The following is a 25,758-nucleotide window of genomic DNA, read 5'->3' on the forward strand; positions in this document are numbered from 1 at the left end:
TGCGCGAGGCCGGGGTGGGGCGGTTTCCTTGGGGTGGGTCCGGACGTCTTGCCGTTCAGCAACGTGTCACCCGGCCGCCCGCGGGTCCGGGGTGGCCGGGTGATCGTTGGGACGAGGTCAGGAGGGCGACGGCGCGGGGCCGTCTTCGGCCACCACGGTGAGGGTGGCGGTGCGGTCCTGGCCGTCGCGCTGGTACTTGATCTTGATCTTGGAGCCGGGTTCCTTGCTGCGGATGAGAGCGATCAGCTCGTTGCTGTCCTGCAGGGCCAGCCCGTCGATCTCCAGGATCACGTCGCCGGGCTTGAGGCCGGCCTTGTCGGCGGGGCCGCCGGGCGTGACGGGCTGCTGGCCGGCGGCGGGCTCGGTGGCGATCTTGACGCCCTGCCCCCTGAAGTCCTTCTCCAGGACGACGCCGATCTTGGGCCGCTTGGCCCGGCCGGTGGTGATCAGCTCTTCGGCGACCCGCCGCGTCTGGTTGACGGGGATCGCGAAGCCGAGGCCGATGCTGCCGCTCTGGCTGGTCATCGAACGGCCGAGCGTGGCGATCGCGGAGTTGACGCCGACGACCTCGCCCTTGCCGTTCACCAGCGGGCCGCCGGAGTTGCCGGGGTTGATGGCGGCGTCGGTCTGGATGGCGCTGATGTACGCGGGCTCCTCGTTGTTGCCGGACTCGTCACCGGCGATGACGGGCCGGTTGAGCGAGCTGACGATGCCGGTGGTGACGGTGCCGGTCAGGCCGAGCGGCGAGCCGATGGCGATGACCGGGTCGCCGACGACGACCTGGTCGGAGTTGCCGAGCGTGATCTCCGGCGTGCCGAACGTCTCCTCAGGCTTGATCACCGCGAGGTCGGAACCCGGGTCGCGGCCGACGATGCGGCCGGTGGTGGTCTTGCGGTTGTTGAACATGATCCGGATCTCGCCGCCCTGCGCGGCCAGCGCGACGACGTGGTTGTTGGTGACCACGTAGCCGTTCTTGATCACGAATCCGGAGCCGGAGGCGCCTTCGGTGTTGGTGCCGTTGCCGACCTCCAGCGAGACCACGCTGGGCAGCACCCGCGCGGCGACGCCGGCGACGGAGTCGGGCGCGCGGTTGGTGGCACCGGTGGGCGGCGGGCCGAGGCTGTAGGAGGGGTCGGTGGCGCTGCTGGTCGGCCGGGTCAGCAGGTACGTGCCGACGCTGCCGAGCATCGAGGCCACCAGCGCGATCACCACGGCCATCGCGATCAGGAAGCCGGTGCGCGGCCCCCGGTGCGCGGCGGCGGTGTCCCGTCCGGGTGGCGGCGGCCCCCAGCCGGGGCCCATGCCCATGGCCTGGCGCGGTGGCGGCGGCTGGGGCGGCCTGTGGGAGCCGGGCGGCCCGCCGAATCCCGGGTGGTCGCCGAAGCCGCGGTGCTCGCCGGACGACCCGAGCGGCTGGCCGTCGTAGGCGCGGGCGCCCCCGTCGGGCGGTCCGAAGAACGGGCTCTCGTACGCACGCGTGTCGCCGTTCGGGGGCGCGAAGGAAGGCTCAGCCGAGCCGGGCGGAGCGAAGAAGGGCTCAGTGGAGCCGGGCGGAGCGAAGGAAGGCTCAGCCGAGCCGGACGAGCCGAAGGGGGCCTCAGCCGAGCCGGGCGGCCCGAAGGAGGGGCCCGGGGAGCCCTGCGGGCCGGAGGAGGGGCCTGCGGAGCCCTGCGGGCCCGAGGAGTTGTGCGGGCCGAAGGAGGGGCCGTCGTAGACGCGGGTCTCGGTGTCGGGACGGCCGTAGGAGTTCTCGGGGGAAGAAGCCTGGGGACGGTCGGGCGGGCCGAACGGCGGCGCGCCGTGCTGCGGTCCCGCGCCCTGCTGGGACCCAGGCCCGCCGTACGGGGACCGGTCGGCCGGGGCGTCGTACGGCCGCGGCTCGTACGGCGGCGAGCCGGAGCCTCCGGAGCGGCCCGACGGGTCGCCCCACGAGGAGCCGAAGGAGGCGGGCGGCTCCGGCCGCTGCTCGGACCTGTCGTCCGCGGGCAGGAAGTCCGGCCGCCCCTGTGGCTCGGGGGAGTCCGACGGTGTGCGCCCTCCCGGGGACCGCGTCTCGTCGGTCATTCAGATCTCACCACTCCTTGGCTCGGCCACCGCAAACGCTGGCTTTTGCGGCATACGAGTGATCTAAAGCTTTTGTCAGGACTTGCCTGTGACAATTCCCGAACCCAGATCGTATGCCCGCTCTGCCGCCGACTACGCCAACCGAATGTCCGCCGGCACCAACGAGGTGAGCCCGAGGTCAAGGTGTGGCGTTAGATGAGGCGTTCGTAGGCGTAGTACGGGCCTGCTGCTGGAACAGTTCAACCGGCGGAGCGGGATTGTTCTGCCCGATTCCGCTCGCGGCGAAGAAGGTGCCGAGCGCCACGGCCGCCGAGACCACGCCGACCGCCACGTACGTGGACCGCCGCCGGCTACCACCGCGGCCAGGACCCGAAGCGCCGCCACTGCCGTCGCGACGCGGACGGTTGTCGATGGGGGCGATCGTGTGCGGCCCGGGGATGGGCACTCCCCCGAACGTACGGGTAGGAAAAGGGCGTTCCCGCGGCGGCAGCGGCCCGCCGGGCTCCGCCATGCGCAGCAAGGACATCGTCAGGTCGGCGGGCATCGCCGGCATCTCGAGCGAGCGCAGGCGGGACTTCAGAGCCCTTACCGACTCCACTTCACGACGACAGTCAGCACAGAAAGTCAGATGTGCCAGCGCGCGTTCGCGCTCGGCGTGACTCAGCTCTCCATCGACAAGCGCGGAGGCGCGTTCTCCCAAATGAGCCATGTCAGATCTCCTCCCCACGGATCACGGTCGGGGGGAGTTGAGTATTACGGGGGGCTCGGTGATCGAGAGCCTCCCGCAACTGCGCCCGGCCACGGTGAATACGGCTTCGGACCGTACCCAGCTTGACGCCGAGCGTGGCCGCGATCTCCTCGTAAGAAAGACCCTCGATGTCGCACAGCACGATCGCGGCCCGGAACTCCGGGGCGAGCGCGTCGAGGGCGTCTTGGATGTCGGGCTCCAGGTGGGCGTCATGCAACGCCTGGGCCGGGGACGGCTCACGACCGCGCAGTCGCTCGGCGGCGTCGTCTGCGAGCCCCTCGAACCTGATGCGCTGCTTGCGCCGCGCCATGTCGAGGAACAGGTTGGTCGTGATCCGGTGCAGCCACCCCTCGAACGTGCCCGGGGTGTAACTCGACAGCGACCTGAAGACCCGGACGAAGACCTCCTGCGTGAGGTCTTCGGCGTCATGGACATTGCCGGTCAGCCGGTATGCCAGCCGATACACGCGCGCGGAGTGCGTCCGCACCACTTCCTCCCAGGTGGGAGGCGTCCACTCGGACGACACCGGAGTATCGGTCTGGTGGTCGCTCTCGTCCACCAGAACTCCTCTCTCTGGGACCACCGCTACCGCCATAGTGCCTGGTTTCGTCCCTTCGTGCGCACTGCCTGCCTTCCGGACCGGCAAAGCCCGTTTAAACCTGCAACGCCTCGATGCCCTCCTGAGTTCCCGTCCCGGCGTGTCTCCCCTAGGCTGCGATCGGTGCCAATCACGCGTATACCTCGCGACCTATCGCAATGAAAGTGGGGGGAGGAGGCCGATGACCACTCCGGTGGAGGCCACTCTGGCCTATGCGGAGCAGTTCCATCACGAGGATGAGATCTTGCACGCGGCGCGGCAGCGCGGGCTGGAGATGGGTGCCACACCCATCCTTCCCGGCGGCGGCGCCGCCCTGTGCTTCCTGGCGACCGTCATCAACGCCAAGTCGGTCGTCGAGATCGGCACGGGCTGCGGCGTGTCGGGGCTGTGGCTGCTGCGCGGCATGCGTTCTGACGGGACGTTGACGAGCGTGGACGTCGAACCCGAGCACCAGCGGCTGGCCCGTCAGGCGTTCACGGAGGCCGGGTTCTCCGGCAGCAGGGTGCGGCTCATCTCGGGGCGCGCGCTGGACGTGCTGCCGCGTTTGTCCGACGGCGGGTACGACATGGTCTTCGCCGACGGCGCCAAGCATGAGTACGCCGACTATCTGGCCGAGGCCGTGCGCCTGCTGCGCGTGGGCGGCATCGTGGCCTTCGACAACATGTTGTGGCACAACCGCGTGGCCGACCCGACGCAGCGCGACACCGACACGGTGGCACTGCGCGAGGTCGGCAAGCTCGTGCAGTCGGACGAGCGGCTGCGCTCGGTGCTCATGCCGCTCGGCGACGGCCTGCTGGCCGCCGTGAAGATCTCCGACTGAGCCAAGGCACCGAAAAGGCCCGCCGGCCCCAGGAGAACCCTCTCAGGGGGCCGGCGATCGGCCTCCGACCCCGAGCACGGCGCCCGCCGGCCTCCGGCCCCGGGCGCCCCGTGAGCCGCAGCCGCAGGCGCCCCGTGAGCCCCGGGCGCGGCCGCCCGCCGGCCCGGTGAGCATCGGGCCCGGCGGGCGGCGCCGGTCAGCTCTTGGTGAGCCACTCCAGCAGCACGCGTACGCCGAAGCCCGTCGCGCCCTTGCTGAGCGTGCCCTCGTCGGACGTGCTGCGCCCCACGCCCGCGATGTCGAGGTGCGCCCACGGCCGCTCACCCGCGAACTCCCGCAGGAACAGCGCCGCCGTGATCGACCCGGCGCCGAACTTGCTGCCGGACTCGACGTTGGCGAGGTCGGCGATCGGCGAGTCGAGGGCGGGCTTGTACTCCTCGACCAGCGGCATCCGCCACAGCCGGTCGTCGGATGCCTGCCCCGCCGCGACGAGCCGCTCGGCGAGCTCGTCGTCGGTGGAGTAGACGGCACCGTAGACGCGGCCGAGCGCGACCGTGATGGCGCCGGTGAGCGTGGCGATGTCGACCACCGCGTCGGGGTCGAGCACGGCGTCGGCGTACGCCAGCGCGTCGGCGAGCACCAGCCGGCCCTCGGCGTCGGTGTTGAGCACCTCGACCGTGCGGCCGCCGTAGTGGGTGATCACGTCGCTGGGCCGCTGCGCGGTGCCCGACGGCATGTTCTCGGCGGCGGCGACCAGGCCGGTGACGCGTACGGGGGCCTTGAGCGCGGCCAGCGCCTTGAGCACGGCGATGACGACCGCGCCGCCCGCCATGTCGGTCTTCTGGGTCTTCATGTTGTCGGTCGGCTTGAGCGACAACCCGCCCGAGTCGAACGTGATGCCCTTGCCGACCAGCACGATGTGCCGGGTGGCCGGCTCGTCGGGGGTGTAGGAGAGCTTGATGAGCCTCGGAGGGCTGGCCGAGCCCCGGCCGACGGCGAGGATGCCGCCGAAGCCGTCGGCCCGCAGCCGCTCTTCGTCCCACACCTCGACGGGCAGACCGGTCTCCTGGGCCCGCTCGGCGAGCCAGGCGGGGTTCTTCACCGACGACGGCGTGTTGGCCAGGTCGCGGGCGAAGGCCACGGCCTGCGCGACGGTCTCCGCGCGGCGTACCTGGCCCTCGTCCGCACCGGCGAACACGAGCGACCGCACCGGCTCCTTGCCCGGCTTGCCGATCTTGAACGTGTACGCCGCCAGCAGCGCCGCCTCCGCGAACGGTGTCAGGTCGTCCGCGGCCGGCGGCACCACGGTCAGCGTCTCCCTGCCCTTGACCTTCCTGGTCAGCGCGGCGGCGGCCTTGCGCAGATCGCGCGGCGAGCCGTCGCCGACGCCGTACAGCAGGACCCGGCCCACGCCGCCGGAGCGCGCGACCGGTACCTCGACGACCTCGCCTGCCTCGCCCTTGGAGTCGTAGTGCGCGAGCAGGTCCGCGGCCGGAAGCGGCAGCTCGACGGACGGGCTGAGACCGGAGTCGTAGGGAACGGCCAGGAGTTCGGCGTCGTCTGGAACCTCGGTGACCACCGAAGCAGTGGTCTCAATGGGCACGGAACCTCTCCTCAAACGTGAGCGACCCTGGCGTCGTGGCCACGCCAGGGTCGTAGAACAAGGGTCTTCCTCCGGGGAGCGCTCAACCGACGACGTTCTTCAACGCCTCACCGAGCGCCTTGGCCTCGTCGGCGGAGATCTCCACGACGAGCCGGCCGCCACCCTCCAGAGGGACTCGCATGACAATGCCGCGCCCTTCCTTGGTGACCTCGAGCGGACCATCGCCGGTCCGCGGCTTCATCGCCGCCATGCGTGTATCCCTTCCTGCCTTGGGCTCCCGCGGCCCGCGATTTCCGGCCACCCCGGGAGGGTGGCCGGCGCATTCACGTCTTCTGTGATGTCCTATTCTCCCGCATCGAGAGCGCTCATGGGTAACGATCTCCTCCCAGAATGCGTTGTCGAGCCAGGCGATGACGTCCAAACTGGACTTCGTGCACGCTCGCGCCGCTCTGTTCGACCTCTACGGAGATCACCTGCGTTCGCGCGGCGGGCAGGCCACCATCGCCGCCCTCGTGCGTCTCATGAAACCCCTGGAAATCGCGGCTCCCGCGGTACGTACGGCGGTGTCGCGGATGGTGCGTCAGGGGTGGCTGAGACCGGTGCGGCTGCCGCAGGGAGCGGGCTACGGACTCACCCCGAAGTGCGTCAGACGGCTCGATGAGGCCGCGCTGAGAATTTACCGAGCTGGAACCCTCACCTGGCACGGACGCTGGCACCTCATCGTCTTCGAGCCCGTGAAGGAGCGCCAGCGCAGGGAGCGGCTGCGGGCGGATCTCACCTTCCTGGGCTACGCCTCGCTGTCGGAGACGACGTGGATCGGCCCGCGCTCCTCGATCGAGCTGGACAACCTGCTGGAGAGCGAGGGGGTGCGGGCCGACAGGTTCGACGCGGCGCTCGAGGGCGACCCGCGCGAGCTGGTGGCCAGGGCGTGGGATCTCGACGCCATCGGCGAGGCGTACGAGCACTGGCTGGCCGAGGCTGTCACGCTGATCAGCACTCTGCCAGAAGAGGCGTCGCCTGATCAGGTGTTCGCCACCCGCAGCAGGCTCGTGCACGGGTGGCGCAACTTCCTGTTCCGCGACCCCGGCCTGCCGCCCGAGCTGCTGCCGCCGGGCTGGCCGGGTGAGAAGGCGAGGGCCTTCTTCGAGCAGGAGGCCGCCAGGCTGCTGCCGGCGGCCGCCGCGTTCGTCGACAGGGAGTTGATGTGATCCGCTACGACGTGGCCGACGCCGTCGCCACCATCACGCTCGACCGGCCGGAGGCGATGAACTCGCTGACCGTCGAGGCCAAGCAGGCGCTGCACGACGCGCTGCGCAAGGCCGCGCACGACCGCGCGGTCAGGGCGGTGCTGCTGACCGGCGCGGGCCGGGCCTTCTGCGCGGGCCAGGACCTGCGCGAGCACGCCGAGAACCTGGAGTCGGGGCGCGGCCTGGCCAACACCGTGCGCCTGCACTACAACCCGATCATCGAGCTGATCAGCACGATGCCGAAGCCCGTCGTGGCCGCCGTCAACGGCGTGGCCGCGGGCGCGGGCGCGTCGCTGGCCTTCGCCTGCGACCTGCGGGTGGCGTCGGAGCGGGCGAAGTTCGCGCTGGCGTTCGCCGGGATCGGGCTCGCGCCGGACTCGGGCGCGTCGTGGACGCTGCAGCGCCTGGTCGGTCAGGGGCGCGCCGCCGAGCTGATGCTGCTGGGCGAGCCGGTCGACGCCGCACGCGCGCTGGAGCTGGGCCTGGTCAACCGCGTGGTGCCCGCAGACGAGGTCGTGAAGGCCGCGACGGACCTCGCCGCACGCCTCGCGCAGGGACCCACGCTCGCGTACGCGGCCACGAAGCGGGCGCTGGCCTACGCCGCCACGCACGCGCTCGCCGACTCGCTCGCCCTGGAGGCCGACCTGCAGGACCAGTGCGCCGCCACCCAGGACCACCGCAACGCCACCCGCGCCTTCCTGGCCAAGGAGCAGCCGACGTTCAGCGGAGAGTGACCGGCCGGCACGGGGGCACCTCGCCGGCGGCCAGAACGGCCGTGGAGAGGCGTTCGGGCCGCCAGCGGGCGGATGACACCGGCGACGGCGCAGCGGCCGCCTTCGAGCTCGTCACGGCTCGGGCGCAGCCACGCCGCCGCGCTCACCACCCGCGCGCGACGCAGTCCGCGAGGTGATCGTTGACCAGCCCGATCGCCTGCATGAGCGCGTAGGCGGTGGTCGGGCCGACGAACACGAACCCGTGCCGCTTCAGCTCCTTGGCCAGCGCCTTCGAGCCCGGCGTCGCGGCCGGCACGTCGGCCATGGTGCGCGGCGCGGGCCGGTCGGGCTCGGCGTACCTCCACACCAGCTCCGACAGGCCGCCGGGCAGGTCGAGCGCGGCCCTGGCATTGGTGATGGCGGCCTCGATCTTGGCGCGGTTGCGGACGATGCCCGCATCGCCCAGCAGCCGCTCGACGTCCTTGTCCGTGTACGCGGCCACCTTCGGGATCGAGAAGCCGTCGAAGGCGGCCCGGAAGTGCTCCCGCTTGCGCAGGATCGTCAGCCACGACAGGCCCGACTGGAACGCCTCCAGCGACACCCGCTCGAAGACCGCGTCATCGCCCTTGAGCGGGCGGCCCCACTCCTTGTCGTGGTACTCGAGGTACATCGGGTCGGACAGACCGGCCCATGCGCAGCGAATCGGCTCGGTCACTTGCCCTGATCATCCTCCTGGCCGTTGAGCGCGGCCCGCGCGGACGCCTCACGCTCCGGCTCGCCGTCCTTCTCCTCGGCCTTCTCGCCGGCTTTCCCACCGACTTTCTCGTCGGCCCTCTCGTCCGTGTGCCGGCCGTCCTGCGCGGCCTGGCCGTTCTGCCCGGCCCTCTCCTCGGCCTTCTCCTCGGCTTCCTCGCCGGCTTCCTCGCCGGTCTTCTCGCCGGTCTCGGTCTCGGCCGCGACGGGCTCGCCCTGATCCTCCGCTTCGGTCTGAGCCTGAACGCCGGGCAGCCGCCACTCCGGGTCCTCGGGCGGGCTCGCCAGCCGGGCGCCGCCGTCCCACGACACCGAGGCGCCGCTGGAGGTCACCGGATCGCCCGACTCGGGCAGCTCGCGGGAGACGGCGGGAGCCTCCGGCGCGTGCTCGGTGCGCGGCCCCGAGCCGGGCGCGGCGTAGCTCTCCTGCCGCTCGTACAGCCGGTTGGACAGCAGCTCGGAGACCCGCTGCTCCAGCACGGCGATGCGGGTGTCGCGCGCGCTGATCGCCCCCGCGGCCCTGCGCAGCGTCTCATCGACGCTCTGCGTGTGGTAGCCGACCAGGTTGACCGGCAGGTGGATGGCCATGACATCGGCCGCCGTGAGCTGCGCCGCCTCCGGCAGGTCGAGCGACGGCACGTCGGGCGGGAACTCGGTCAGCTCACCGCCCTTGCCCAGGGAGACCAGGACCACGCAGACCAGGATGGCGATGGCGGCGATGGCGAGTATGACCAGCACATGGGCATCGTACTCATTGCATCGGGGCACGAGGTGCCGCACATGGCGCAACCGGTGCGTCACCGGGCGGCGCGGACACCGGTCAGCCGGACGCCTCGCCCAGCTCGGCGACGCTCGGCCTGACCGGCTGCGCACGCCCTTCGAGGTGCGCGAACGCCTCCTCGACCGTCGTGGTCCACGAGATGGCGTCGAACACGTCGGGACGGGTGAAGCCCTCGTCGTACATGCGCTCGACCAGCGCCTTGAGCGGGTCGTACAGGCCGAAGGGGTCGAGCAGCACGAGCGGGCGGTCGTGGATGCCGAGCACCCGCGCGCTCCAGATCTCGAACAGCTCCTCCAACGTCCCGATGCCGCCCGGCAGCACGAGGAACGCGTCGGAGCGGGCGTCCATGACACCTTTGCGCTCGCGCATGCCGTCGGTGACGATCAGCTCGTCCGACTCCTCGTCCGCCACCTCCATGTCCACCAGAACCTGGGGGATCACGCCGATCGTCCGGCCGCCTGCGGCGCGGGCGGCCGCGGTGACGGCGCCCATGCAGGACACGGAGCCGCCGCCGCTGACCAGCGTGTGGCCCCGCCGGGCCAGCTCGGTGCCGACAGAGGCGGCCAGGTCGACATATTTGGCGTGGATGTTCTGGCTGGAGGCGCAGTAGACACAGATGTTCACGCCGCCGAGCCTATTGGGGCTCCGCCCGCTGCGCGGCGGCGGCCGCGATCTCCTCCTCGCGCTGCCGGGAGCGGGCCCGGTCGGACTCGACGATGATGCGCACCGCCTCGTCGGGGTCGTCGGTGACGGTGATCAGGTCGAGGTCCTGGGCGGCGATCTTGCCGGTGCCGAGCAGCTGGCTCTTGATCCAGTCGATCAGCCCGCCCCAGAACTCGCTGCCGAGCAGCACCACGGGGAACGAGGTGACCTTCTGGGTCTGCACCAGCGTGAGCGCCTCGAACAGCTCGTCCAGCGTGCCGAAGCCGCCGGGCAGCGTGATGAAGCCGCAGGAGTACTTGACGAACATCGTCTTGCGGACGAAGAAGTAGCGGAACTCGATGCCGAGATCGACGTAGTCGTTCATGCGCTGCTCGAACGGCAGCTCGATGCCGAGCCCCACCGAGATCGCGCCGTCGACCTCGCTCGCGCCCCGGTTGGCCGACTCCATGACGCCGGGACCGCCGCCGGTGATCACCGCATAGCCGGCCTCGGCGAGCTTGCGTCCGAGCGCGCGGCCCAGCGCGTAGTCGGGCGAGTCGGGGGACGTACGGGCCGAGCCGAAGACGGTCACGGCCGGGGGAAGCTCGGCGAGCTGGCCGAAGCCCTCCACGAACTCGGCCTGGATGCGCAGCACCCGCCACGGGTCCATGTGCACCCAGTCGGTCGGCCCCTGGGGGGCCAGCAGCCGCTGGTCGTGGGTGGAGCGGGGGACGAGGCTGCCGCGCACGAAAGCCTGGCCCTGTCGGCGTTCTCGACGGATCTTTTCCATGCGGATCACGCTAGCCCTTCTCGTGCGCGGGCCGGTCCAGCCCGGCCCGCCCCGTCTCCCCGGCGCGTCTCCGGCATCCGCCCCGAGGGCGAAACCGCAGGTGACGGAGGCGGGAAGGCGGCCGGTCCCGGCCCGGCCCACCCGCCTCCCCCACGCGTCTCCAGCATCCGGCCCGAGCACGGAACCGCAGGTGACGGGGGTGGGAAGGCGTTCTGAAAAAACTTGTAGGAAGCGGGGAACCAGATTTCGGCCCGCCCGCGTCTAATCGGCGAGGGTGCTGCTCGGGACTGAAAGTGGTCTTCCCCGCCAAATGGCCGGCGAGGAAGGCCACTTTCACGTGAGGGTCCGTTTCCGGGGTCCCCGGTGGCGTGTCAGGCGGACAGCCAGTCGAGCATCGCCCGCTCGCTCTCCACGATCTTCCGCAGCGACACGTACTCGCCCTGCTGGTGCGCGAGGTTGGGGTCGCCGGGGCCGTAGTTGACGGCGGGCACGCCGAGCGCGGAGAAGCGGGCGACATCGGTCCAGCCCAGCTTGGCGCGCGGCTCGCCGCCGACCGCCGCCGTGAACGCCGCCGCCACCGGGTGCGTCAGCCCCGGCCGCGCCGCGGGGGCCGCGTCCACGATGTTCACCGCGAAGCCGTCGAAGACCTCGCGTACGTGCTGCTCCGCCTCCTTGATCGACAGGTCGGGCGCGAAGCGGTAGTTGACGCTCACCACGCACAGGTCGGGGATGACGTTGCCGGCCACGCCGCCGCGCACGCCGACCGCGTTGAGCCCTTCGCGGTATTCGAGCCCGTCGACCACCGGCCGGCGCGGCTCGTAGGCGTTGAGCCGGGCCAGCACCGGCTCGATGCCGTGGATGGCGTTGATCCCGAACCAGGAGCGCGCGCTGTGCGCCCGCTTGCCGGTCACCATGACCTCGGCGCGCAGCGTGCCCTGGCAGCCGCCCTCGATGACGCCGTCGGTGGGCTCCATCAGCACCGCGAAGTCGGCCGCCAGCCAGTCGGCGTGCTCGCGCGCGACCCTGCCGAGCCCGTTGCGCTCGGCCTCGACCTCCTCGCAGTCGTAGAAGACGTAGGTGACGTCGCGGTTGGGCGCGGGCAGGGTGGCGGCGAGCCTGAGGGCGACGGCGACGCCCGCCTTCATGTCGGTGGCGCCGCAGCCGTAGAGCAGGTCGCCCTCGACCCTGCTGGGCAGGTTGCCGGCGACGGGGACGGTGTCGAGGTGGCCCGCGATCAGCACGCGCTCGGAGCGCCCCAGCTCGGTGCGGGCCACGACCGTCTCGCCCGACCGGGTCACCGTGAGGTGCGGCAGCGCGGCGAGCGCCCGCTCGACCTCGTCGGCCAGCGCCTTCTCGCCGCCGCTGACGGACTCGATGTCCACGATCGCGGCGGTCAGGTCGCGTACGTCCTGGGTCAGGTCAAGCATCAGGTGTTCACTCCGTGTTCGCGCAGCACCTCGTTGAGCGCCGCCTTGTCGTGCCTGCTCCCCGGCTCCAGGCGCTTGAGCACCAGCACGCACGGCAGGCCGAACGTGCCTCCGGGGAACTCCTTCTGCCGCGTGCCGCCCACCGCCACGCACCACGGCGGGATCGCCCCGCGGGACAGCTCTTCGCCGGTCTCGACGTCGATCACCGGCATCGACGCGGACAGGATCGTTCCGGCGCCGACGACCGCGCCCTCGCCGACCCTGGCGCCCTCGACGATCATCGCCCGGCTGCCGATGAGCGCGCCGTCCTCGATGACCGCCGGCACCGCGTTCGGCGGCTCCAGCACGCCGCCGATGCCGGCGCCGCCCGACAGGTGCACGTTCTTGCCGATCTGGGCGCAGGAGCCGACCGTGGCCCACGTGTCGACCATCGTGCCCTCGTCGACGTACGCGCCGATGTTGGTGAACGACGGCATGAGCACCACTCCGGGCGCGATGTACGCGCCCCACCGCGCGATCGCGCCGGGCACCACCCGCACGCCCTCGAACGAGCTCTTCAGCGGCACCCTGTCGTGGTGGTGGAAGTCGCCGACCTGCGAGCGCGTCATGCCGAGCACCTTGAAGGCGAGCAGGATCGCGCGCTTGGCCCGCTCGTCCACCACGACCTCGCCGCCGATCACCCTCGCGACCCTGGCCTCGCCCCGGTCGAGCAGGTCCACCGCGCCCACCACGAGGTGGCGGGCCTCGGCGTCGGCGGGCGACAGCTCGGCCCTGCGCTCCCAGAGCTCGTCCACCACGGCGGGCAGCGGAGACGTCGTGCGCACGTTGCTCATGGCCTGGGAGCTTATCCGGCCGGGTAGGTTTTCCTGCGTGCGCCCGCGCTTCTCCCGTTCAGTGATCACCATCATGATCATCGTTGTCGTGCTCGCCGTCGGCGTGTCCGTGGGCCTGTACCACCTCGCCAAGCGGGCACCCAGGCTCGCGGTGGAAAGGGAGCCGATCTGCGTGGTCAGGACCCCTGAGGGGGAGCTGACGCTCTCCCCCGAGCAGGCGCAGGTCTCCGCGACCATCGCGGCCGTGGCGGCGCGGCGGCGGCTGCCCGAGCGGGCCGTCGTCATCGCGTACGGCACCGCGCTGCAGGAGTCGAAGCTGCTCAACCTCGACTACGGCGACCGCGACTCGGTGGGCGTCTTCCAGCAGCGGCCGTCGCAGGGCTGGGGCACGAAGAAGCAGCTGCAGGACCCGGTCTACGCCACCAACAAGTTCTTCGCCGAGCTGGTCAAGGTGAAGGACTACCGGAAGATCCCGCTGGCCGACGCGGCCCAGGCGGTGCAGCGGTCGGCGGCCGGCTACGCGTACGCGGCGCACGAGGGCGATGCGAAGATCCTCGCCGCCGCCTTCACCGGCCGCGTGCCGCGCGCCGTGGACTGCTGGTACCCGTCGGGCAAGACCCCCGCGCCGAAGCCGCGCACGGCCGCCGCGCGCAAGCAGCTCGCCAGGGCGCTGGGCAGCACCGCGATCACCAGCAAGCGGCGCGGCTGGCTGATCGCGGCCTGGTCGGTGGCCCACGCCGAGAAGTACGCGATCACCCGCGTCGGCTACAACGGCGCCACCTGGCTCAACGTCGAGGCCGAGGGCTGGCGGGACGGCGGCACGGCCGGCGCCCGCCGGGTCGAGCTCTCGTGACGGGTCAGGAGGCGCGGCGGACGATCGAGATCGAGCCGGGCGGCAGCGGCTGGGCGTAGGCGGCGGTCCAGGCGCGGCCCTGGATGCGTTCGAAGGACAGCAGCCGCCCGTCGGAGGCGCGGTAGTCGGCGAAGTCGAGCAGCCCCCGGTCGGGGTTTCCGGTGTCGCCCTCGCTCCTGAACGCGGCCGTGCCCCGCTCGATGGGGTGGAACTCGACGCCCTCCATGATCAGCGAGCTCTTCGCGGGGACCATGCCCTGGGTCGGCACATCGTTCCACAGCTGCACCTCAAGGTGCGGCGGGTCGCCGGGACGCACCTCGACCGAGAGCCACTGCAGCCGCCGCGAACCGTCGCGGAGCAGGAACTCCACCCACTGCTGGCCCTGCCAGGAGATGTGCATGGCGCCGAGCACGCGCGCGGGCGACCCGTGCACCTCGATCCGGTCGCCGACCTGGATCGTGCGAGGGTCGGTGTAGTCGGTGCCGGCACGACCAGGGGCGCTCACCGGCGCCGCCAGCGGGGCCTCGACGGAGGCGACCTCGGCCGGCGCGGCGGCGCTGGAGCGGCCCTTTCTGTCCTGCCGCAGGGTGGCCCAGAAAGCGCCAAGCAGCAGCAAGACGGTGGCGATGCTCAGCCCGAGAACGACCATGGAGGTCACGCTCATCGATCAGCTCGCTCCACTCGCGGTCTGCCTCGGCATAAGCCCTTATCCATTTATGCGCGCGGACCCGGCTCCCGCCGGGCTTCGCCGGGTGATCCTACTGGAGGCGGCGCACCGCCGCAGCGATCCGCTCATCGGTGGCCGTGAGCGCGACCCGGATGTGCCGCTCACCTGCCGATCCATAGAATTCGCCGGGCGCGACCAAAATGCCGATTTCGGAAAGCTTGCCGACCTGGTCCCAGGCGCTCTGGCCGTTCGTGGCCCAGAAGTACAGCCCGGCCGTCGAGTGGTCGATGGTCCAGCCGGCCCGCTCCAGCGCGGGCCGCAGCAGCTCCCGGCGGGCGGCGTAGCGCTCGCGCTGCCGGTCGGCGTGCTCGTCGTCGCCGAGCGCGGCGGCCATCGCGGCCTGTACGGGCTTCGGCACCATCATGCCGGCGTGCTTGCGGATCTCCAGCAGCCGCTTGACCAGCGCGGGGTCGCCGGTCACGAACCCGGCGCGGTAGCCGGCCAGGTTGGAGCGCTTGGAGAGCGAGTGGACGGCGAGCAGCCCCTCGTGGGAGCCGCCGCAGACGTCGGGGTGCAGGATCGAGACGGGCCGCTCCTCCCAGCCGAGCTCGATGTAGCACTCGTCGGAGGCCACGACCGCGCCGCGCTCGCGGGCCCAGTCGACGACCTTGCGCAGGTGCTCGGCCGGCAGCACCCGTCCCGTGGGGTTGCCCGGGGAGTTGACCCAGATGAGATCGACCCGCTCGGGACCGAGCGCGAGCGTGCTGTCGGAGGCGATGCCCGTGGCTCCTGCGAGCCTGGCGCCCACGTCGTAGGTGGGGTAGGCCAGCTCGGGAAAGACCACCTTGCGGGCGCCCAGGTAGGAGGGCAGCCACGCGACGAACTCCTTGGTGCCGATCACCGGCAGCACGTCGCGCTGGTCGACGGTCACGCCATGCCTGCGCTCCAGCCACCCGGCCGCGGCCTCGCGCAGCTCTCGGGTGCCGTGGGTGACCGGATAGCCGGGGCTGTTCGCGGACGCGGTGAGCGCGTCCTGGACGATCTGCGGCACGGGATCGACGGGCGTGCCGACGGAGAGGTCGACGATGCCGTCGGGGTGTGCCAGCGCGCGCTGCTTGTACGGCTCCAGCCGATCCCAAGGGAAGTCAGGCAGGTTGTTCACGGTTCTCCAGGGTGTTGCGTCGCCGTACGAGGCGCGCGCGTACGGGGCGCATCCGGCCGGATGCGCCCGTGCACGACGAGGAAGCGATCGTCAGTGGCCCTCGCCCTGCGGCGGCAGGGCGGCCACGATCGGGTGGTCCTTTTCGATCTTGCCGACCTTCGAGGCGCCGCCGGGCGAGCCCAGGTCCTCGAAGAAGTCCACGTTCGCCTTGTAGAAGTCCTTCCACTGCTCGGGAAGGTCGTCCTCATAGAAAATGGCCTCGACGGGGCACACAGGCTCGCACGCGCCGCAGTCCACGCACTCGTCGGGGTGGATGTAAAGCATGCGCTCGCCCTCGTAGATGCAATCGACGGGGCACTCCTCGATGCACGCCTTGTCCAGGACGTCCACGCAAGGCTGCGCGATGACGTAGGTCACCTCGAGCTCCTTCTTCTCCGCACCATGGCATGACTCTGACCGCGGTTTGCTACGCCCTAGTATTGCCGTGCTTGCTCGCTGGCCGAAACGGAGGGGGGCAAACTCGTGGCCGGACGCCTCGTCGTCGCCATCACAAGTCACGACATCGGCGCCCGCATCACCACCAGAAGGCGTGTCCCCGGCGGGTTCCGCGATGCGGTCGGCATCCTCGTGTCGTGGTCGGACGGAATTCTCAAGGTCCGCAAAAGGGATGGCACGGTGGTGGAGATCCCCGAGGAGACGCTGGTGGCAGCCAAGGTCGTACCGGCCGCGCCTCCTCGACCTGGGAGGATGTAGCGGTAAGTATTCAATCTGTGACCGTACGTACCTGCGCCGCCGCAGCAGCCATCCTCGCCAGCGCCGGATGCGGCGCGTCGTCCACCGACACCACCACCACGGAGCAGAAGAATCTGCCGCCCGTCAACGTCAAGGCCGCCTCGCTGAAGTCGGGCTTCGGCACCATGGAGCGCCTCGTCGAGGCCGCGCAGCGCGAAGGCGAGCTCAACGTCATCGCGCTGCCCCGCGACTGGGTGAACTTCGGCGAGATCCTCGACACCTTCGCCGACAAGTACGACATCAAGATCAACGAACTCGAGCCGACCGCGAACAGCAAGCGCGAGCTCGACGTCGCCGCACAGCTCAAACCCGACGTCTTCGACCTGACCATGGACATGGCGGTCTACGGGGCCGCCAAGTTCGCGCCGTACAAGGTGCAGGGCTGGCAGGACCTGCCCGACCACGTCAAGGACCCGTCGGGTGCCTGGTACGCCGCCTACGGCGGCTACATGTCGATCGGCTACGACCCGCGCGCGGTCAAGCCGCCGGCCTCCTTCTCGGACCTGCTCAAGCCCGGCTACCGCGTCGCGCTCGACGGCGACCCGCTGCGCTCGTCGGCGGCGTTCGGCGGCGTGATGGCCGCGTCGATGACCACCGGCGCACCCCGGCCCGAGCAGGGTGTGGAACTGTTCGCCAAGCTCAAGCAGGCCGGCCGGCTCACCGACATGTCCAAGGCCAACGTGGTCGTCTCGTGGGACCACCTCAACGCCGCGCGCAGCGCCCTGCAGGGCGACGCGTGGAAGGTCGTCATCCCTCAGGGGGCCGCGCTCGGCGGCTACCACGTGCAGGCGATCAACAAGGCGGCCCCGCATCCGGCCGCGGCCCGGCTCTGGCAGGAGTTCCTCTTCTCCGACGAGGGCCAGAACCTCCTGCAGAAGGGCTTCGCCCGCCCGGCGCGCGGCGAGGCGATGCTGATGAAGGGCACGCTCGACACCGAGCAGGCCGCCAAGCTGCCCAAGCCGCCAGGCCCGCCGGTGCTCATGACGATCCCGCAGCAGGATGCGGCGAAGGCGTATCTGAAGAGGGAATGGACCAAGAGTGTGGGATGAGTCCCATGTGACTTGATATGTCGTAGGGACAATCAGGCTCTAAAGTGAACGGACAGCACGGCCACGGGGGCCCGATGTCTGATCGATTGTGAGCTGATCGTCTTGCGATACGACACGCCGAGCCTGGAGCGGTGGAACAGTCGCGCCTACGACAGCAGCTTCGGCTACGTCTCCACGCAGGGCGCGCCGCTTGTCGACCTGCTCGACCCGCGCCCCGGCGAGCGCGTGCTCGACCTCGGCTGCGGCACCGGGGTGCTGACCGCGCAGATCGCCTTCAGGGGCGCGGACGTCCTCGGCATCGACGGCTCGCCCGCGATGATCGAAAAGGCGCTCGCCCAATACCCGGGCATCAACTTCATCGTCGGCGACGGTCACGACTTCACGGTCGCCGACAAGTACGACGCGGTCTTCTCCAACGCCGCGCTGCACTGGATGAGCCGCGACCCCCGCGCCGTCATCGCGAACGTCCGCGAGGCCCTCATGCCTGGCGGACGTTTCATTGCGGAAATGGGCGGAGCCGGCAATTGCGCCGAGCTGACCGCCGCGATGCTGACCGCCTGGCGCGAATACGGCCTGCGCGAACCCGAGCTGCCGTGGTACTTTCCCACGCCTGCCGAGTACGCGCACCGCCTCGAACAAGAGGGGTTCGTCGTCAGGCTGCTGGAATACTTCGACCGTCCCACACCCCTGGACGAGTGCCCCGGCGGCGCCGCCGACTGGGTCCGCACCTTCGCCGCGTCGGCGCTCGACGGGCTTCCCCCCGACATCGTGGAGCCCCTGCTCCGGCGCGTGAACGAACTCGCGGCGCCCGCACTCCGCAGGGAGTCCGGCTGGATGGCCGACTACGTGCGTCTACGCTTTGCCGCCGTTCGGCGCTGATGCGTAGAGCATGATGCGTAGGGCTGTTTTGCCGGACTATGGTCTGTTCCGTGGGCGGCGAGATTATGGCTGCACCGCTGCGGCGGCGTGAGGGGCTGGTGAACGGAACGGGATGAATTTCTGCCTGAGCGACCTCGTACCACCGTTGAGGTGGAGCGACGCGTCGACGATCACGCTGCTCACCGGGCAGCCGGATCTGCCGGACGCGTGGTGGCGGAGCCTGCCCATGCCTCGCGTCCTCGCGGCCATCGGTCCCGAGTCGCTGGGCGAGCTGCTGACGGAGATCGCCCTCGAGCACTGGCCCGCCGCCGCGATCGGCGACGTGCTGCCCGCGCTGCACGTACTGGATCCCGAAGAGGCCGACGAGCCCGCCGTCGCCATCGCGCTCGACCGGGCCGGCTCGTGGGCGGGGCTGCTCTCGCTGACCATCCGCGAGCTGATGGATCAGCCCTTCATCCAGGCGCGGCCGGTGCTCAACACGCTGTTCTCCGCCGCGCTGCTCCGCTTCTCCCCCGTCAGGCCCGCCGAGGACGACGAGGACGTGGTGCCCGCCGCGGCGGCGTCCGCGCCGGCCGTGATGCCGATGCCCGTGCCGGACGCGCCCGCCGAGGCCCCGGCCCCCGCGCCCATGGCCGCCGGGGCTCCCGAGCCGGAGGCCGCTCCCGAGGCGGTCGCCGCCGGCGCGCCCGCACCGGAGCCGGTCGCCCAGGAGGCGGAGTCCCCGGCAGAGGCACTGGCAGAGGCCGCGGCGGAGGTCCTGGAAGAAGCGCGCGCAGAGGCTCCGGCCGAGGAGGCGGCTCCCGTCGAGGAGGCCGCCCACGAGGCCGAGCCGGCTCCCGAGGCGGCGCCCGAAGACGAGGCCGTTCCCGGGCAGGAGGCCGTTGCAGCGGCCGGCGAGACGCCAGAGGCCGCCCAAGACGCCGAGGAGCCATCCGCGCAGGAGGCCGTCCACGGTGCCGAGGGGCTTGCCGAGGAGGAGGCCCGGCCGGAGGCGGCCGCCGAGCCGCAGGCCGGAGCCGAGGCCGAGGCCGAGCCGCAGGCGGCGGCCGACCAGCCTGAGGAGGCGGCCGAGGCCCCGTCCGAACCCGAGCCCGAGCCGGAGCCCGAGGTCGCGGCGGCGGCCGCCGGGCACGCCGGTTACGAGTTCACCCCCGATGACGAGCACGGCGACGAGGAGCCCGCCCAGTCCGCCGGGCAGGAGCTGCCGCAGCTCATCGAGGCCGCGTTCGCCGGGCTCGACGACAAGAGCTGGGCGGTGGCGCAGAACCGCGTCTTCACCGACGAGCCGTCGGCGGCCGACCAGCTCGCCAAGCTCTTCGCCGTGCCCGAGGCGGAGATCATCTCCACGGAGATCGAGCTGCGCGCCCAGCTGGACCGCTGGCTGGCCAGCGACGAGGCGGCCCCGTTCCGTGCGCACCTGGACGAGCTGGTCAGGACGCTCGGCCAGAACGCCCCCAAGGAGCAGCTGATCGCCGCGGCCGACTGGCACCAGGTGCGGATCCAGGCGCTCGACGTCCCCGCCTGGCAGGTCGTGCTGACCGCGCTCGCGCCGCCACCGCCGCCTCCGGCCGTCCCGGAGCCGCCGGCGGAGCCGCTGCCGAGGCGGAAGGCGCAGCGCCAGCAGCAGCCGTACCCGCAGCCGCCGGTGGAGCTGGTGCCGTCGGCGTTCGGCCCGGTGCACATGACGCCCGCGCCGCCGCCGGGACCGCCGCAGTTCCAGGCGTTCACGCCGGTCGTCCCGCCGTCGGGCGACGGGAACGGCGTCGCGGGCGATGGCGACAAGCCGTACCAGCCGCTGAAGGACGTCTCGCAGACGCGGCGCTGCTTCCGCCAGCCCGACGGCCGCTGGTGGCTGCGCATCGACGTGACGGCCGAGCAGCTCGCGGGCGGCGAGTGCGCGCTGCCCACGGGGTTCGCGTCGTACCTGGGGCTGTCTCCCGGCGAGAGCAAGACGGTCAGGAGCGCCGCGGGCGAGCTGACGATGTCCTGGCACGGCAGGCCGGTGCTGGAGTCGATCGAGCGGCTGCTGGTGGACGTGGGCGCCCGCGAGGGCGGCCACCTGTTTCTGACGCTGTCGGACGAGGGCGTGCTGCGCGCCAGGCACCTGCCGGCCGCGGCGGCCGGAGCCGAGAAGATCACCAAGGCGCTCCGGCTCGTCGGATACACGGCTCCGGGCGGCACCAGGGAGCAGGCCGCCAGGGTGATCGCCACCCGCATCGGCATGCCCGGCCCCGTGTCCCTGCCCGACCTGCTCGACAGACTCCGCGAGCGCGGGGACCGCGACCTGCTCGAACTGCTGGACTGAGCCGGTGCCGCGGCTCGCGATCGGCCCTGAGTTTCCCAGGGAGCTCAGCGCACTGGCCCCGCCGGTGCGCAGGGACGCCGTGGTCGCGCTGCGCCGGTTCCTGCTGAACGTGCCGGGCGCCCCGCATCCCGAGCGGGTGCGGGGCGCCAGGGACCCCCGGGTGGCGACCCTGCGCCTGGCGCAGGGCCACCGGGGCGTGGTGGTGCGGCAACGGGACGTGTACTGGCTGCGTACGGTCCTGCCCGAGCCCGAGGCGTGGTCGTACGCCCGCCGCCACCGCTACGGCGTCAACCCCGTGCTCGGCGTCATCGAGGAGTGGGACGCCGAGGCCCTGGAGCGGGTGGAGCCCGCGTTACGCCGCTCGATGCGCCCGTCCCGGCTGCTCGACGCCATCTGCGACGGCGACCTGCTGGGCCTCGGCCTGGACGCGCCGGCGCTGCCGCTGTTCCGGCTGATCACGACCGAGGCCGACGTCACCGCGCTGGAGCCGCTGCTGCCGCCCACCCAGTACGCGCCGCTCGCGGTGCTGGCCAGGGGCGGCACGCTGGCCGAGGCGTGGCGCGAGCTGGACGCCCTGCGGCCGTCCGACGGCGAGACCGGCCCGATCGACCCGGACGACCTGTACGCGGCGCTGCGGCGCAGCCCGGACCGCGCGGTGTTCGTGCCCGACAAGGTGGCGCTCGACCGGGTGCTGGAGGCGCCCGAGTGGTGCACGTTCCTGCGTCCCGCTCAGCACCGCCTGGCCAGGGCGGCGGGCTACGACCATCCCGTGCTGGTGATCGGCGGCGCGGGCACCGGCAAGACGGTGGTCGCGCTGCACCGGGCCGCTCACCTGGCCGCGCGGGGCACGGGGCCGGTGCTGCTGGTGACGTTCTCCCAGAGCCTGGCCGAGGAGCTGTCGGCCCGCCTGGACCGGCTCATCGACGACGAGGTGGTCCGCAAGCGGGTCGAGGTGGACAACGCCGAGCGCCTCGCGATCCGCATCGTGGCCGGCGCCGAGGGCCGGCGTCCCGCGCTGGTGGGGCCGGGGGCGCGGTCGCTCGCGCAGATCACCGACGAGGCGCTGCGGGTGCTGTCGATCTCCACGGGTGACCTGCTCGACGACGTGGACCCGGGGCGCAAGCCGTACCGGCACGTGGTGGTGGACGAGGCGCAGGACATCAGCCCCGCGCAGTGGCGGCTGCTGCGCGCGGTGGTGCCGCGGGCGCGCGACGACCTGTTCATCGTGGGCGATCCGCACCAGCGGGTGACCGACACGCGGGTGGTGCTCGGCGCCGTCGGCATCCCCGCCGACCAGCACATGCTCGGGGTCTCGCACCGGCTGTCGCGTGAGGTGCTGTCCTTCGTCGTACGGCTGCGCGGCGGCGGCCCCTCCCCCGGCCTGGTCAAGGGCGCCACCGTCATGTACGACTACACCGCGACCCGCCACGGCGAGCGGCCGGTCGTCAGGGCGTACGCGTCGGAGGAGGCCGAGCTGGCCGGCCTGCGCGCCACGGTCGAGTCGTGGCTGGCCGACGGCGTGCCGCCGGAGGAGATCGCGGTCGGGGCCCGCGATCGGCGGCTGGTGCGCGCGGCCGAGCAGGCGCTCGGCGGCCTGGAGGTGCGGGCGCTGACCTTCCAGCACCTCAAGGGCCTCGAGTTCGAGCGGGTGGCGCTGATCGGCGTGGCCGAGGGCGTGGTGCCGCGGCCGCTGCCGCAGGATCCGCCGCCCGATCCGTACACGCGGGCTCGTGCGCTCGAGCGCGAACGGAGCATACTGTTCGTCGCTTGCACGCGTGCCCGTTCGATCCTCTATATCTCCCATTCCGGAAGGGGCAGCCCGTTTCTACCCCTCTGATCACATAGTCTGAACTGCGGATATATTCCCATTGCCGGTTGGACCTCAATGAACCTCAGCCTGAGCGACCTCGCTCCACCCCTGCGCTGGACCTCTCCTGGTCAGATCGCGCCGATCGTGGAGGAGCCCCAGCTGCCCGAGGCCTGGTGGCAGGCGATCCCGCTCGACCGGGCGTGCGCCATCATCGGCACGCAGACCGTGGCGGGCCACCTGGCCGACCTCGCCGCGGCCTGCTGGGGGCATCTCATGCTCGGCGACATCCTGCCCTTGCTGCGCTTCTCCGACCCCGCCGAGGCGGAGCGCACGCCGGAGGCCCTGGGCAGGGACGTGGTACAGAAGCTGTTCACCGGCGTCTTCGACCGGCTGCTCGAACCCGCGCCCGACGCCGCGCCCGCGCCGTCCCGGCCGGACAAGCCGCTGCCCGACCTCATCGACGAGCTGTTCGGCAGGCTGGACGACCGGCAACGGGCCATCGCCCGCGACCGCCTGTACGCCACCCGCAGGGCCACGCTCGACGAGCTGGCCCAGCGCTTCTCGGTCACCCGCGAGCGCATCCGGCAGATCGAGCGCGACCTGCGCGAGCACGTGGAGGCGTGGCTGGGCAAGCCCGAGGCCGCCGCGCTCGTCGCCCACGTCTCGTGGCTGCGCGGGCGGCTGGGCTCGGCGGTGCCGGCCGACGACCTCCAGGCGGCGGTGCCGTGGCACCGCGCCGAGCTGCGCTCGCTGGGCATCCCCGCCTGGCGCTTCGTCCGCACGCTGCTGACCGGCTACGAGGAGTCGGACGGCTGGCTGGTCGCGGGCGGCGCCGACGACCTGCGGGAGAAGACCCGCCAGCTCTTCGCCGACGGCCCGCGCCCGCTGCCCGAGGCCATCGCCATGGTGTCGCAGCTCGGCGTGCGGGAGGACCTCGCGGAGCGGTGGATCCTCGCCGTGCCGCAGCTTCGCGTGCTCGGCCAGCACGTCGTGCCGTGGCCGCGCAGCATCAACGACAAGGCCGAGGCGGTGCTGGCGGTGGCGGGCACGCCGCTGTCGCCCGAGGAGATCCAGGAGCGCATCGGCGAGGACTACAGCCTCGTCGGCATCCGCAACCAGCTCACCGCCGACGACCGGTTCCGCCGCGTCGACCGCAACAAGTACGGGCTCACGCGCTGGGGCGGCGACGAGTACCTCGGCATCCGCGAGATGATCGTCAGGGAGATCGAGCGAGCCGGCGGCGAGGCTCCGGTGAGCGCCATCGTGGCCAACCTGACCTCGCGCTACGACGTCAGCGAGAGCTCGGTGCGCGCCTACGCGGGCGGTCCCGGGTTCGAGCGGACGCAGCGCGGCTGGATCAGGGTCGCGGGCACCTCGCCGACCGGCGAGGTGGAGCCGTACCAGCCGCGTAAGGACGTCTCGGAGACGCGGCGCAGCTTCCGCTCCCGCGACGGCCGCTGGTGGCACCGGGTGGACATCAACGCCGAGCACCTGCGCGGCTCCGGCTCGCCGCTGCCGACCGGGTTCGCCGCCTATCTGGGGATGGCGCCCGGCGGGCAGCTCACGGCCTCCGCGCCGTCGGGCGACGTGGTGATCAGCTGGCACAACCAGCCGACCATGGGCTCGATCAGGAACGTGCTGCTGGAGTACAAGGCGAGCGAGGGCGACCACGTCTTCCTCACCGTCTCCGACGGCGGCGAGCTGCTGACCCGCTATCTGCCCGCCGCCCCTCCCGGCATGCCGCCCGTCAACCGGGCGCTCTACCTGCTCGGCTACACCGCGCCGGTCAGCTCCGAGATGGAGGGCCTGCGGCTCATCGGCGCGCGGATCGGGCTGTCGGAGAACGCGACCCGCGAAGAGGTTATCGCCAGGCTGCGCGAGCGCGGCGACAGGGACATCCTCGGTTTCCTCGGCGTCTGACGGCCGGGCTAAGCTCGGGTGATGGTGCGGATCCACGACACGCGCGCCGGGCGGACCGAGGAGATCGCCGCCGGGCGGGCGCTGCGGATGTACGTGTGCGGGCCCGATGTGCGGCGCCGCGCGCACGTGGGCGATCTGCGCGCCTGCGTGCTGTCCGACCTCATCAGGCGGGTGCTGGAGCGGCGCAAGGTGCGGGTGGTCGCCTGCCAGGGCGTCGACGACCTCGGCGTGCCGGCCGAGCGGGCGCGCGAGCACGAGGAGGCGTTCACGGCCGACGCCGCCGCGCTCAACGTCCGCCCTCCCGAGTACGCGCCCCGGGTGAGCGAGTCGGCCGAGCCCGTGATCGGGCTGATCGCGACGCTCCTCGAGAAGGGGCACGCGTACACGGCGGCCGACGGCTCGGTCTTCTTCGCCGTGCGCGGCTTCCCCGCATACGGCGAGCTCTCCGGCGGCAGCGCAGGCGCCGCCGATGCCGGACCCGGCGACTGGGCGCTGTGGGAGCCCGCGGACGGTGAGACGGCCTGGGAGTCACCGTGGGGGCGCGGCCTGCCCGGGCCCCACACCGGCTGCTCGGCCCTGGCCCTGCGCTTCCTGGGCCCCAGGATCGACGTCCACACCGGCGGTGGCGACCTGCTCTTCCCCCACCACGAGAACGTGCGCGCCCAGTCCGGCGCGGCCGCCGGGCACGAGGTGACCCGCCACTGGGTGCACGCAGGGCCCGTGCGGTCCGGCGGCTCGGCCCCGCCGCTGCTGTCCGAGGTGACCGAGGCGGGGCTCGATCCGCTCGCCGTGCGCATGGCGTTCCTGCGGCGCCGCTACCGTGAGCCGCTCGACCTGACGTGGGAGGCGCTGCGCGCCGCCGACGGCATGGTGCGCCGGTGGCGGGCCAGGGTCGCGGAGTGGTCGGAGTCGGTCAGCGCGCCCATGGCCACCGCGTACGCCGAGCGCGCCGAGTCCGCCTTCGCCGATGATCTCGACACTCCCGCCGCCCTGCGGGTGCTGCGCGAGCTGGAGCTGGACGCCTCGGTGGCGCCGGGCGCGAAGTTCGAGACGTTCCTGCACCTCGACTCCCTGCTGGGGCTCGACCTGTCGAGCGGCATCGGCAAACCGCCCGCCCTGCCGCCGGGCGCGGGTGAGCTACTGGCCGCGCGGGAGCGGGCGCAGGAGGACGGTGACGCGGCGGCGGCCGAGCGGCTGCGCGCGGAGCTGGCGGATCTCGGCGTCCGCGTGACCGACGCTCCCGAAGGTCAGATCTGGCGCTGAGCACCGCTGCGACCTGCGGAGACGTCGGCTCCGGGTCTG

At 72.0% G+C, this 25,758-nt stretch carries 25 protein-coding genes; 11 read left to right on the forward strand and 14 right to left on the reverse strand.

Features of this window, described 5'->3' with window-relative positions:
* Positions 1-117: 117 nt before the first annotated feature.
* The 3 genes from ACGFIM_RS34710 to sigE all read right to left on the reverse strand — a co-directional run bounded on the left by ACGFIM_RS34710 (position 118) and on the right by sigE (position 3,407).
* On the reverse strand, positions 118-2,064 hold the full coding sequence (locus ACGFIM_RS34710) for a trypsin-like peptidase domain-containing protein (protein WP_393209459.1): 1,947 nt from the start codon (positions 2,062-2,064) through the stop codon (positions 118-120).
* Positions 2,065-2,242: 178 nt separating this feature from the next.
* Positions 2,243-2,773, reverse strand: a complete 531-nt coding sequence (locus ACGFIM_RS34715) for an anti-sigma factor family protein (protein WP_393209462.1) — start codon at positions 2,771-2,773, stop codon at positions 2,243-2,245.
* Position 2,774: 1 nt separating this feature from the next.
* Positions 2,775-3,407 (reverse strand): RNA polymerase sigma factor SigE, encoded by a 633-nt coding sequence (gene sigE / locus ACGFIM_RS34720; RefSeq protein WP_393209465.1) that lies wholly within the window; start codon positions 3,405-3,407, stop codon positions 2,775-2,777.
* A 184-nt stretch (positions 3,408-3,591) separates the two neighbouring features.
* Between sigE and ACGFIM_RS34725 the strand changes: the two genes are divergently transcribed.
* The gene (locus ACGFIM_RS34725) at positions 3,592-4,230 is read left to right on the forward strand and encodes an O-methyltransferase (RefSeq protein ID WP_393209468.1); all 639 of its coding nucleotides are present in this window, start codon (positions 3,592-3,594) and stop codon (positions 4,228-4,230) included.
* Positions 4,231-4,426: 196 nt separating this feature from the next.
* On the opposite strand, the gene ACGFIM_RS34730 is transcribed toward ACGFIM_RS34725, so the two are convergent.
* Both ACGFIM_RS34730 and ACGFIM_RS34735 read right to left on the reverse strand, forming a co-directional pair.
* Entirely contained in the window at positions 4,427-5,833 is a 1,407-nt protein-coding gene (locus ACGFIM_RS34730) for a leucyl aminopeptidase (RefSeq protein WP_393209471.1), read from the reverse strand.
* Between the two features lie 82 nt (positions 5,834-5,915).
* The gene (locus tag ACGFIM_RS34735) at positions 5,916-6,083 is read right to left on the reverse strand and encodes a DUF3117 domain-containing protein (protein ID WP_020545024.1); all 168 of its coding nucleotides are present in this window, start codon (positions 6,081-6,083) and stop codon (positions 5,916-5,918) included.
* A gap of 160 nt (positions 6,084-6,243) precedes the next feature.
* Between ACGFIM_RS34735 and ACGFIM_RS34740 the strand changes: the two genes are divergently transcribed.
* Entirely contained in the window at positions 6,244-7,041 is a 798-nt protein-coding gene (locus tag ACGFIM_RS34740; protein WP_393209474.1) for a PaaX family transcriptional regulator C-terminal domain-containing protein, read from the forward strand.
* Positions 7,038-7,814, forward strand: coding sequence for an enoyl-CoA hydratase-related protein (locus ACGFIM_RS34745; RefSeq protein WP_393209477.1), 777 nt, complete (start codon positions 7,038-7,040; stop codon positions 7,812-7,814). The genes ACGFIM_RS34740 and ACGFIM_RS34745 overlap by 4 nt, the downstream gene beginning before the upstream one ends.
* Before the next feature lie 142 nt (positions 7,815-7,956).
* Here the strand turns inward: ACGFIM_RS34745 and ACGFIM_RS34750 are convergent, their stop codons facing one another.
* The 6 genes from ACGFIM_RS34750 to ACGFIM_RS34775 form a co-directional block, all read right to left on the reverse strand.
* A complete protein-coding gene (locus ACGFIM_RS34750; RefSeq protein WP_393209480.1) occupies positions 7,957-8,508 on the reverse strand; it encodes a DNA-3-methyladenine glycosylase I in 552 nt (183 codons plus the stop codon).
* A complete protein-coding gene (locus ACGFIM_RS34755; protein WP_393209483.1) occupies positions 8,505-9,284 on the reverse strand; it encodes a hypothetical protein in 780 nt (259 codons plus the stop codon). Before ACGFIM_RS34755 ends, ACGFIM_RS34750 begins: the two co-directional genes overlap by 4 nt.
* Before the next feature lie 82 nt (positions 9,285-9,366).
* On the reverse strand, positions 9,367-9,951 hold the full coding sequence (locus ACGFIM_RS34760) for a TIGR00730 family Rossman fold protein (protein WP_393209486.1): 585 nt from the start codon (positions 9,949-9,951) through the stop codon (positions 9,367-9,369).
* A 10-nt stretch (positions 9,952-9,961) separates the two neighbouring features.
* Complete coding sequence (locus tag ACGFIM_RS34765) at positions 9,962-10,759, reverse strand: TIGR00730 family Rossman fold protein (protein WP_393209489.1); 798 nt, start codon at positions 10,757-10,759, stop codon at positions 9,962-9,964.
* A 371-nt stretch (positions 10,760-11,130) separates the two neighbouring features.
* Entirely contained in the window at positions 11,131-12,186 is a 1,056-nt protein-coding gene (dapE, locus tag ACGFIM_RS34770; protein ID WP_393209492.1) for a succinyl-diaminopimelate desuccinylase, read from the reverse strand.
* Positions 12,186-13,019 (reverse strand): 2,3,4,5-tetrahydropyridine-2,6-dicarboxylate N-succinyltransferase, encoded by an 834-nt coding sequence (locus ACGFIM_RS34775; RefSeq protein WP_393209495.1) that lies wholly within the window; start codon positions 13,017-13,019, stop codon positions 12,186-12,188. Before ACGFIM_RS34775 ends, dapE begins: the two co-directional genes overlap by 1 nt.
* A gap of 73 nt (positions 13,020-13,092) precedes the next feature.
* Here ACGFIM_RS34775 and ACGFIM_RS34780 point away from each other — a divergent pair, with 73 nt between their 5' ends.
* Positions 13,093-13,872, forward strand: coding sequence for a hypothetical protein (locus tag ACGFIM_RS34780; protein ID WP_393209498.1), 780 nt, complete (start codon positions 13,093-13,095; stop codon positions 13,870-13,872).
* Positions 13,873-13,876: 4 nt separating this feature from the next.
* On the opposite strand, the gene ACGFIM_RS34785 is transcribed toward ACGFIM_RS34780, so the two are convergent.
* The 3 genes from ACGFIM_RS34785 to fdxA all read right to left on the reverse strand — a co-directional run bounded on the left by ACGFIM_RS34785 (position 13,877) and on the right by fdxA (position 16,118).
* Complete coding sequence (locus ACGFIM_RS34785; RefSeq protein ID WP_393209501.1) at positions 13,877-14,536, reverse strand: DUF4178 domain-containing protein; 660 nt, start codon at positions 14,534-14,536, stop codon at positions 13,877-13,879.
* Between the two features lie 94 nt (positions 14,537-14,630).
* Positions 14,631-15,701, reverse strand: a complete 1,071-nt coding sequence (gene dapC, locus ACGFIM_RS34790; RefSeq protein ID WP_393209504.1) for a succinyldiaminopimelate transaminase — start codon at positions 15,699-15,701, stop codon at positions 14,631-14,633.
* Positions 15,702-15,791: 90 nt separating this feature from the next.
* The gene (gene fdxA / locus ACGFIM_RS34795) at positions 15,792-16,118 is read right to left on the reverse strand and encodes a ferredoxin (RefSeq protein WP_364068974.1); all 327 of its coding nucleotides are present in this window, start codon (positions 16,116-16,118) and stop codon (positions 15,792-15,794) included.
* A 105-nt stretch (positions 16,119-16,223) separates the two neighbouring features.
* Here fdxA and ACGFIM_RS34800 point away from each other — a divergent pair, with 105 nt between their 5' ends.
* The 7 genes from ACGFIM_RS34800 (at position 16,224) to ACGFIM_RS34830 (ending at position 25,719) form a co-directional block, all read left to right on the forward strand.
* Positions 16,224-16,454, forward strand: coding sequence for a hypothetical protein (locus ACGFIM_RS34800; RefSeq protein ID WP_393209508.1), 231 nt, complete (start codon positions 16,224-16,226; stop codon positions 16,452-16,454).
* 17 nt (positions 16,455-16,471) lie between these two features.
* Positions 16,472-17,542, forward strand: coding sequence for an ABC transporter substrate-binding protein (locus ACGFIM_RS34805; RefSeq protein ID WP_393209511.1), 1,071 nt, complete (start codon positions 16,472-16,474; stop codon positions 17,540-17,542).
* Between the two features lie 102 nt (positions 17,543-17,644).
* Complete coding sequence (locus ACGFIM_RS34810) at positions 17,645-18,421, forward strand: class I SAM-dependent methyltransferase (RefSeq protein WP_393209514.1); 777 nt, start codon at positions 17,645-17,647, stop codon at positions 18,419-18,421.
* A 226-nt stretch (positions 18,422-18,647) separates the two neighbouring features.
* Positions 18,648-20,726, forward strand: coding sequence for a hypothetical protein (locus tag ACGFIM_RS34815; RefSeq protein ID WP_393209517.1), 2,079 nt, complete (start codon positions 18,648-18,650; stop codon positions 20,724-20,726).
* 4 nt (positions 20,727-20,730) lie between these two features.
* Entirely contained in the window at positions 20,731-22,563 is a 1,833-nt protein-coding gene (locus tag ACGFIM_RS34820) for a UvrD-helicase domain-containing protein (RefSeq protein WP_393209520.1), read from the forward strand.
* Between the two features lie 48 nt (positions 22,564-22,611).
* Entirely contained in the window at positions 22,612-24,456 is a 1,845-nt protein-coding gene (locus ACGFIM_RS34825) for a sigma factor-like helix-turn-helix DNA-binding protein (RefSeq protein ID WP_393209523.1), read from the forward strand.
* Positions 24,457-24,477: 21 nt separating this feature from the next.
* Positions 24,478-25,719 carry a cysteine--tRNA ligase gene (locus ACGFIM_RS34830; RefSeq protein WP_393209526.1) on the forward strand — a complete coding sequence of 414 codons (1,242 nt, stop codon included), beginning with the start codon at positions 24,478-24,480 and terminating at the stop codon, positions 25,717-25,719.
* Positions 25,720-25,758: the final 39 nt, after the last annotated feature.

The sequence above is a fragment of the Nonomuraea sp. NPDC049309 genome (assembly GCF_043196965.1).
In the GTDB taxonomy this organism is placed as follows: domain Bacteria; phylum Actinomycetota; class Actinomycetes; order Streptosporangiales; family Streptosporangiaceae; genus Nonomuraea; species Nonomuraea fastidiosa.

What these genes read in the sequence shown, in the direction of transcription:
- ACGFIM_RS34710 (WP_393209459.1), bottom strand. Translation starts at nt 2,064, where the DNA reads ATGACCGACGAGACGCGGTCCCCGGGAGGGCGCACACCGTCGGACTCC.
- ACGFIM_RS34715 (WP_393209462.1), bottom strand. Translation starts at nt 2,773, where the DNA reads ATGGCTCATTTGGGAGAACGCGCCTCCGCGCTTGTCGATGGAGAGCTG.
- sigE (WP_393209465.1), bottom strand. Translation starts at nt 3,407, where the DNA reads ATGGCGGTAGCGGTGGTCCCAGAGAGAGGAGTTCTGGTGGACGAGAGC.
- ACGFIM_RS34725 (WP_393209468.1), top strand. Translation starts at nt 3,592, where the DNA reads ATGACCACTCCGGTGGAGGCCACTCTGGCCTATGCGGAGCAGTTCCAT.
- ACGFIM_RS34735 (WP_020545024.1), bottom strand. Translation starts at nt 6,083, where the DNA reads ATGGCGGCGATGAAGCCGCGGACCGGCGATGGTCCGCTCGAGGTCACC.
- ACGFIM_RS34740 (WP_393209474.1), top strand. Translation starts at nt 6,244, where the DNA reads ATGACGTCCAAACTGGACTTCGTGCACGCTCGCGCCGCTCTGTTCGAC.
- ACGFIM_RS34765 (WP_393209489.1), bottom strand. Translation starts at nt 10,759, where the DNA reads ATGGAAAAGATCCGTCGAGAACGCCGACAGGGCCAGGCTTTCGTGCGC.
- dapE (WP_393209492.1), bottom strand. Translation starts at nt 12,186, where the DNA reads ATGCTTGACCTGACCCAGGACGTACGCGACCTGACCGCCGCGATCGTG.
- ACGFIM_RS34775 (WP_393209495.1), bottom strand. Translation starts at nt 13,019, where the DNA reads ATGAGCAACGTGCGCACGACGTCTCCGCTGCCCGCCGTGGTGGACGAG.
- ACGFIM_RS34780 (WP_393209498.1), top strand. Translation starts at nt 13,093, where the DNA reads ATGATCATCGTTGTCGTGCTCGCCGTCGGCGTGTCCGTGGGCCTGTAC.
- ACGFIM_RS34785 (WP_393209501.1), bottom strand. Translation starts at nt 14,536, where the DNA reads ATGAGCGTGACCTCCATGGTCGTTCTCGGGCTGAGCATCGCCACCGTC.
- ACGFIM_RS34815 (WP_393209517.1), top strand. Translation starts at nt 18,648, where the DNA reads ATGCCTCGCGTCCTCGCGGCCATCGGTCCCGAGTCGCTGGGCGAGCTG.
- ACGFIM_RS34825 (WP_393209523.1), top strand. Translation starts at nt 22,612, where the DNA reads ATGAACCTCAGCCTGAGCGACCTCGCTCCACCCCTGCGCTGGACCTCT.
- ACGFIM_RS34830 (WP_393209526.1), top strand. Translation starts at nt 24,478, where the DNA reads ATGGTGCGGATCCACGACACGCGCGCCGGGCGGACCGAGGAGATCGCC.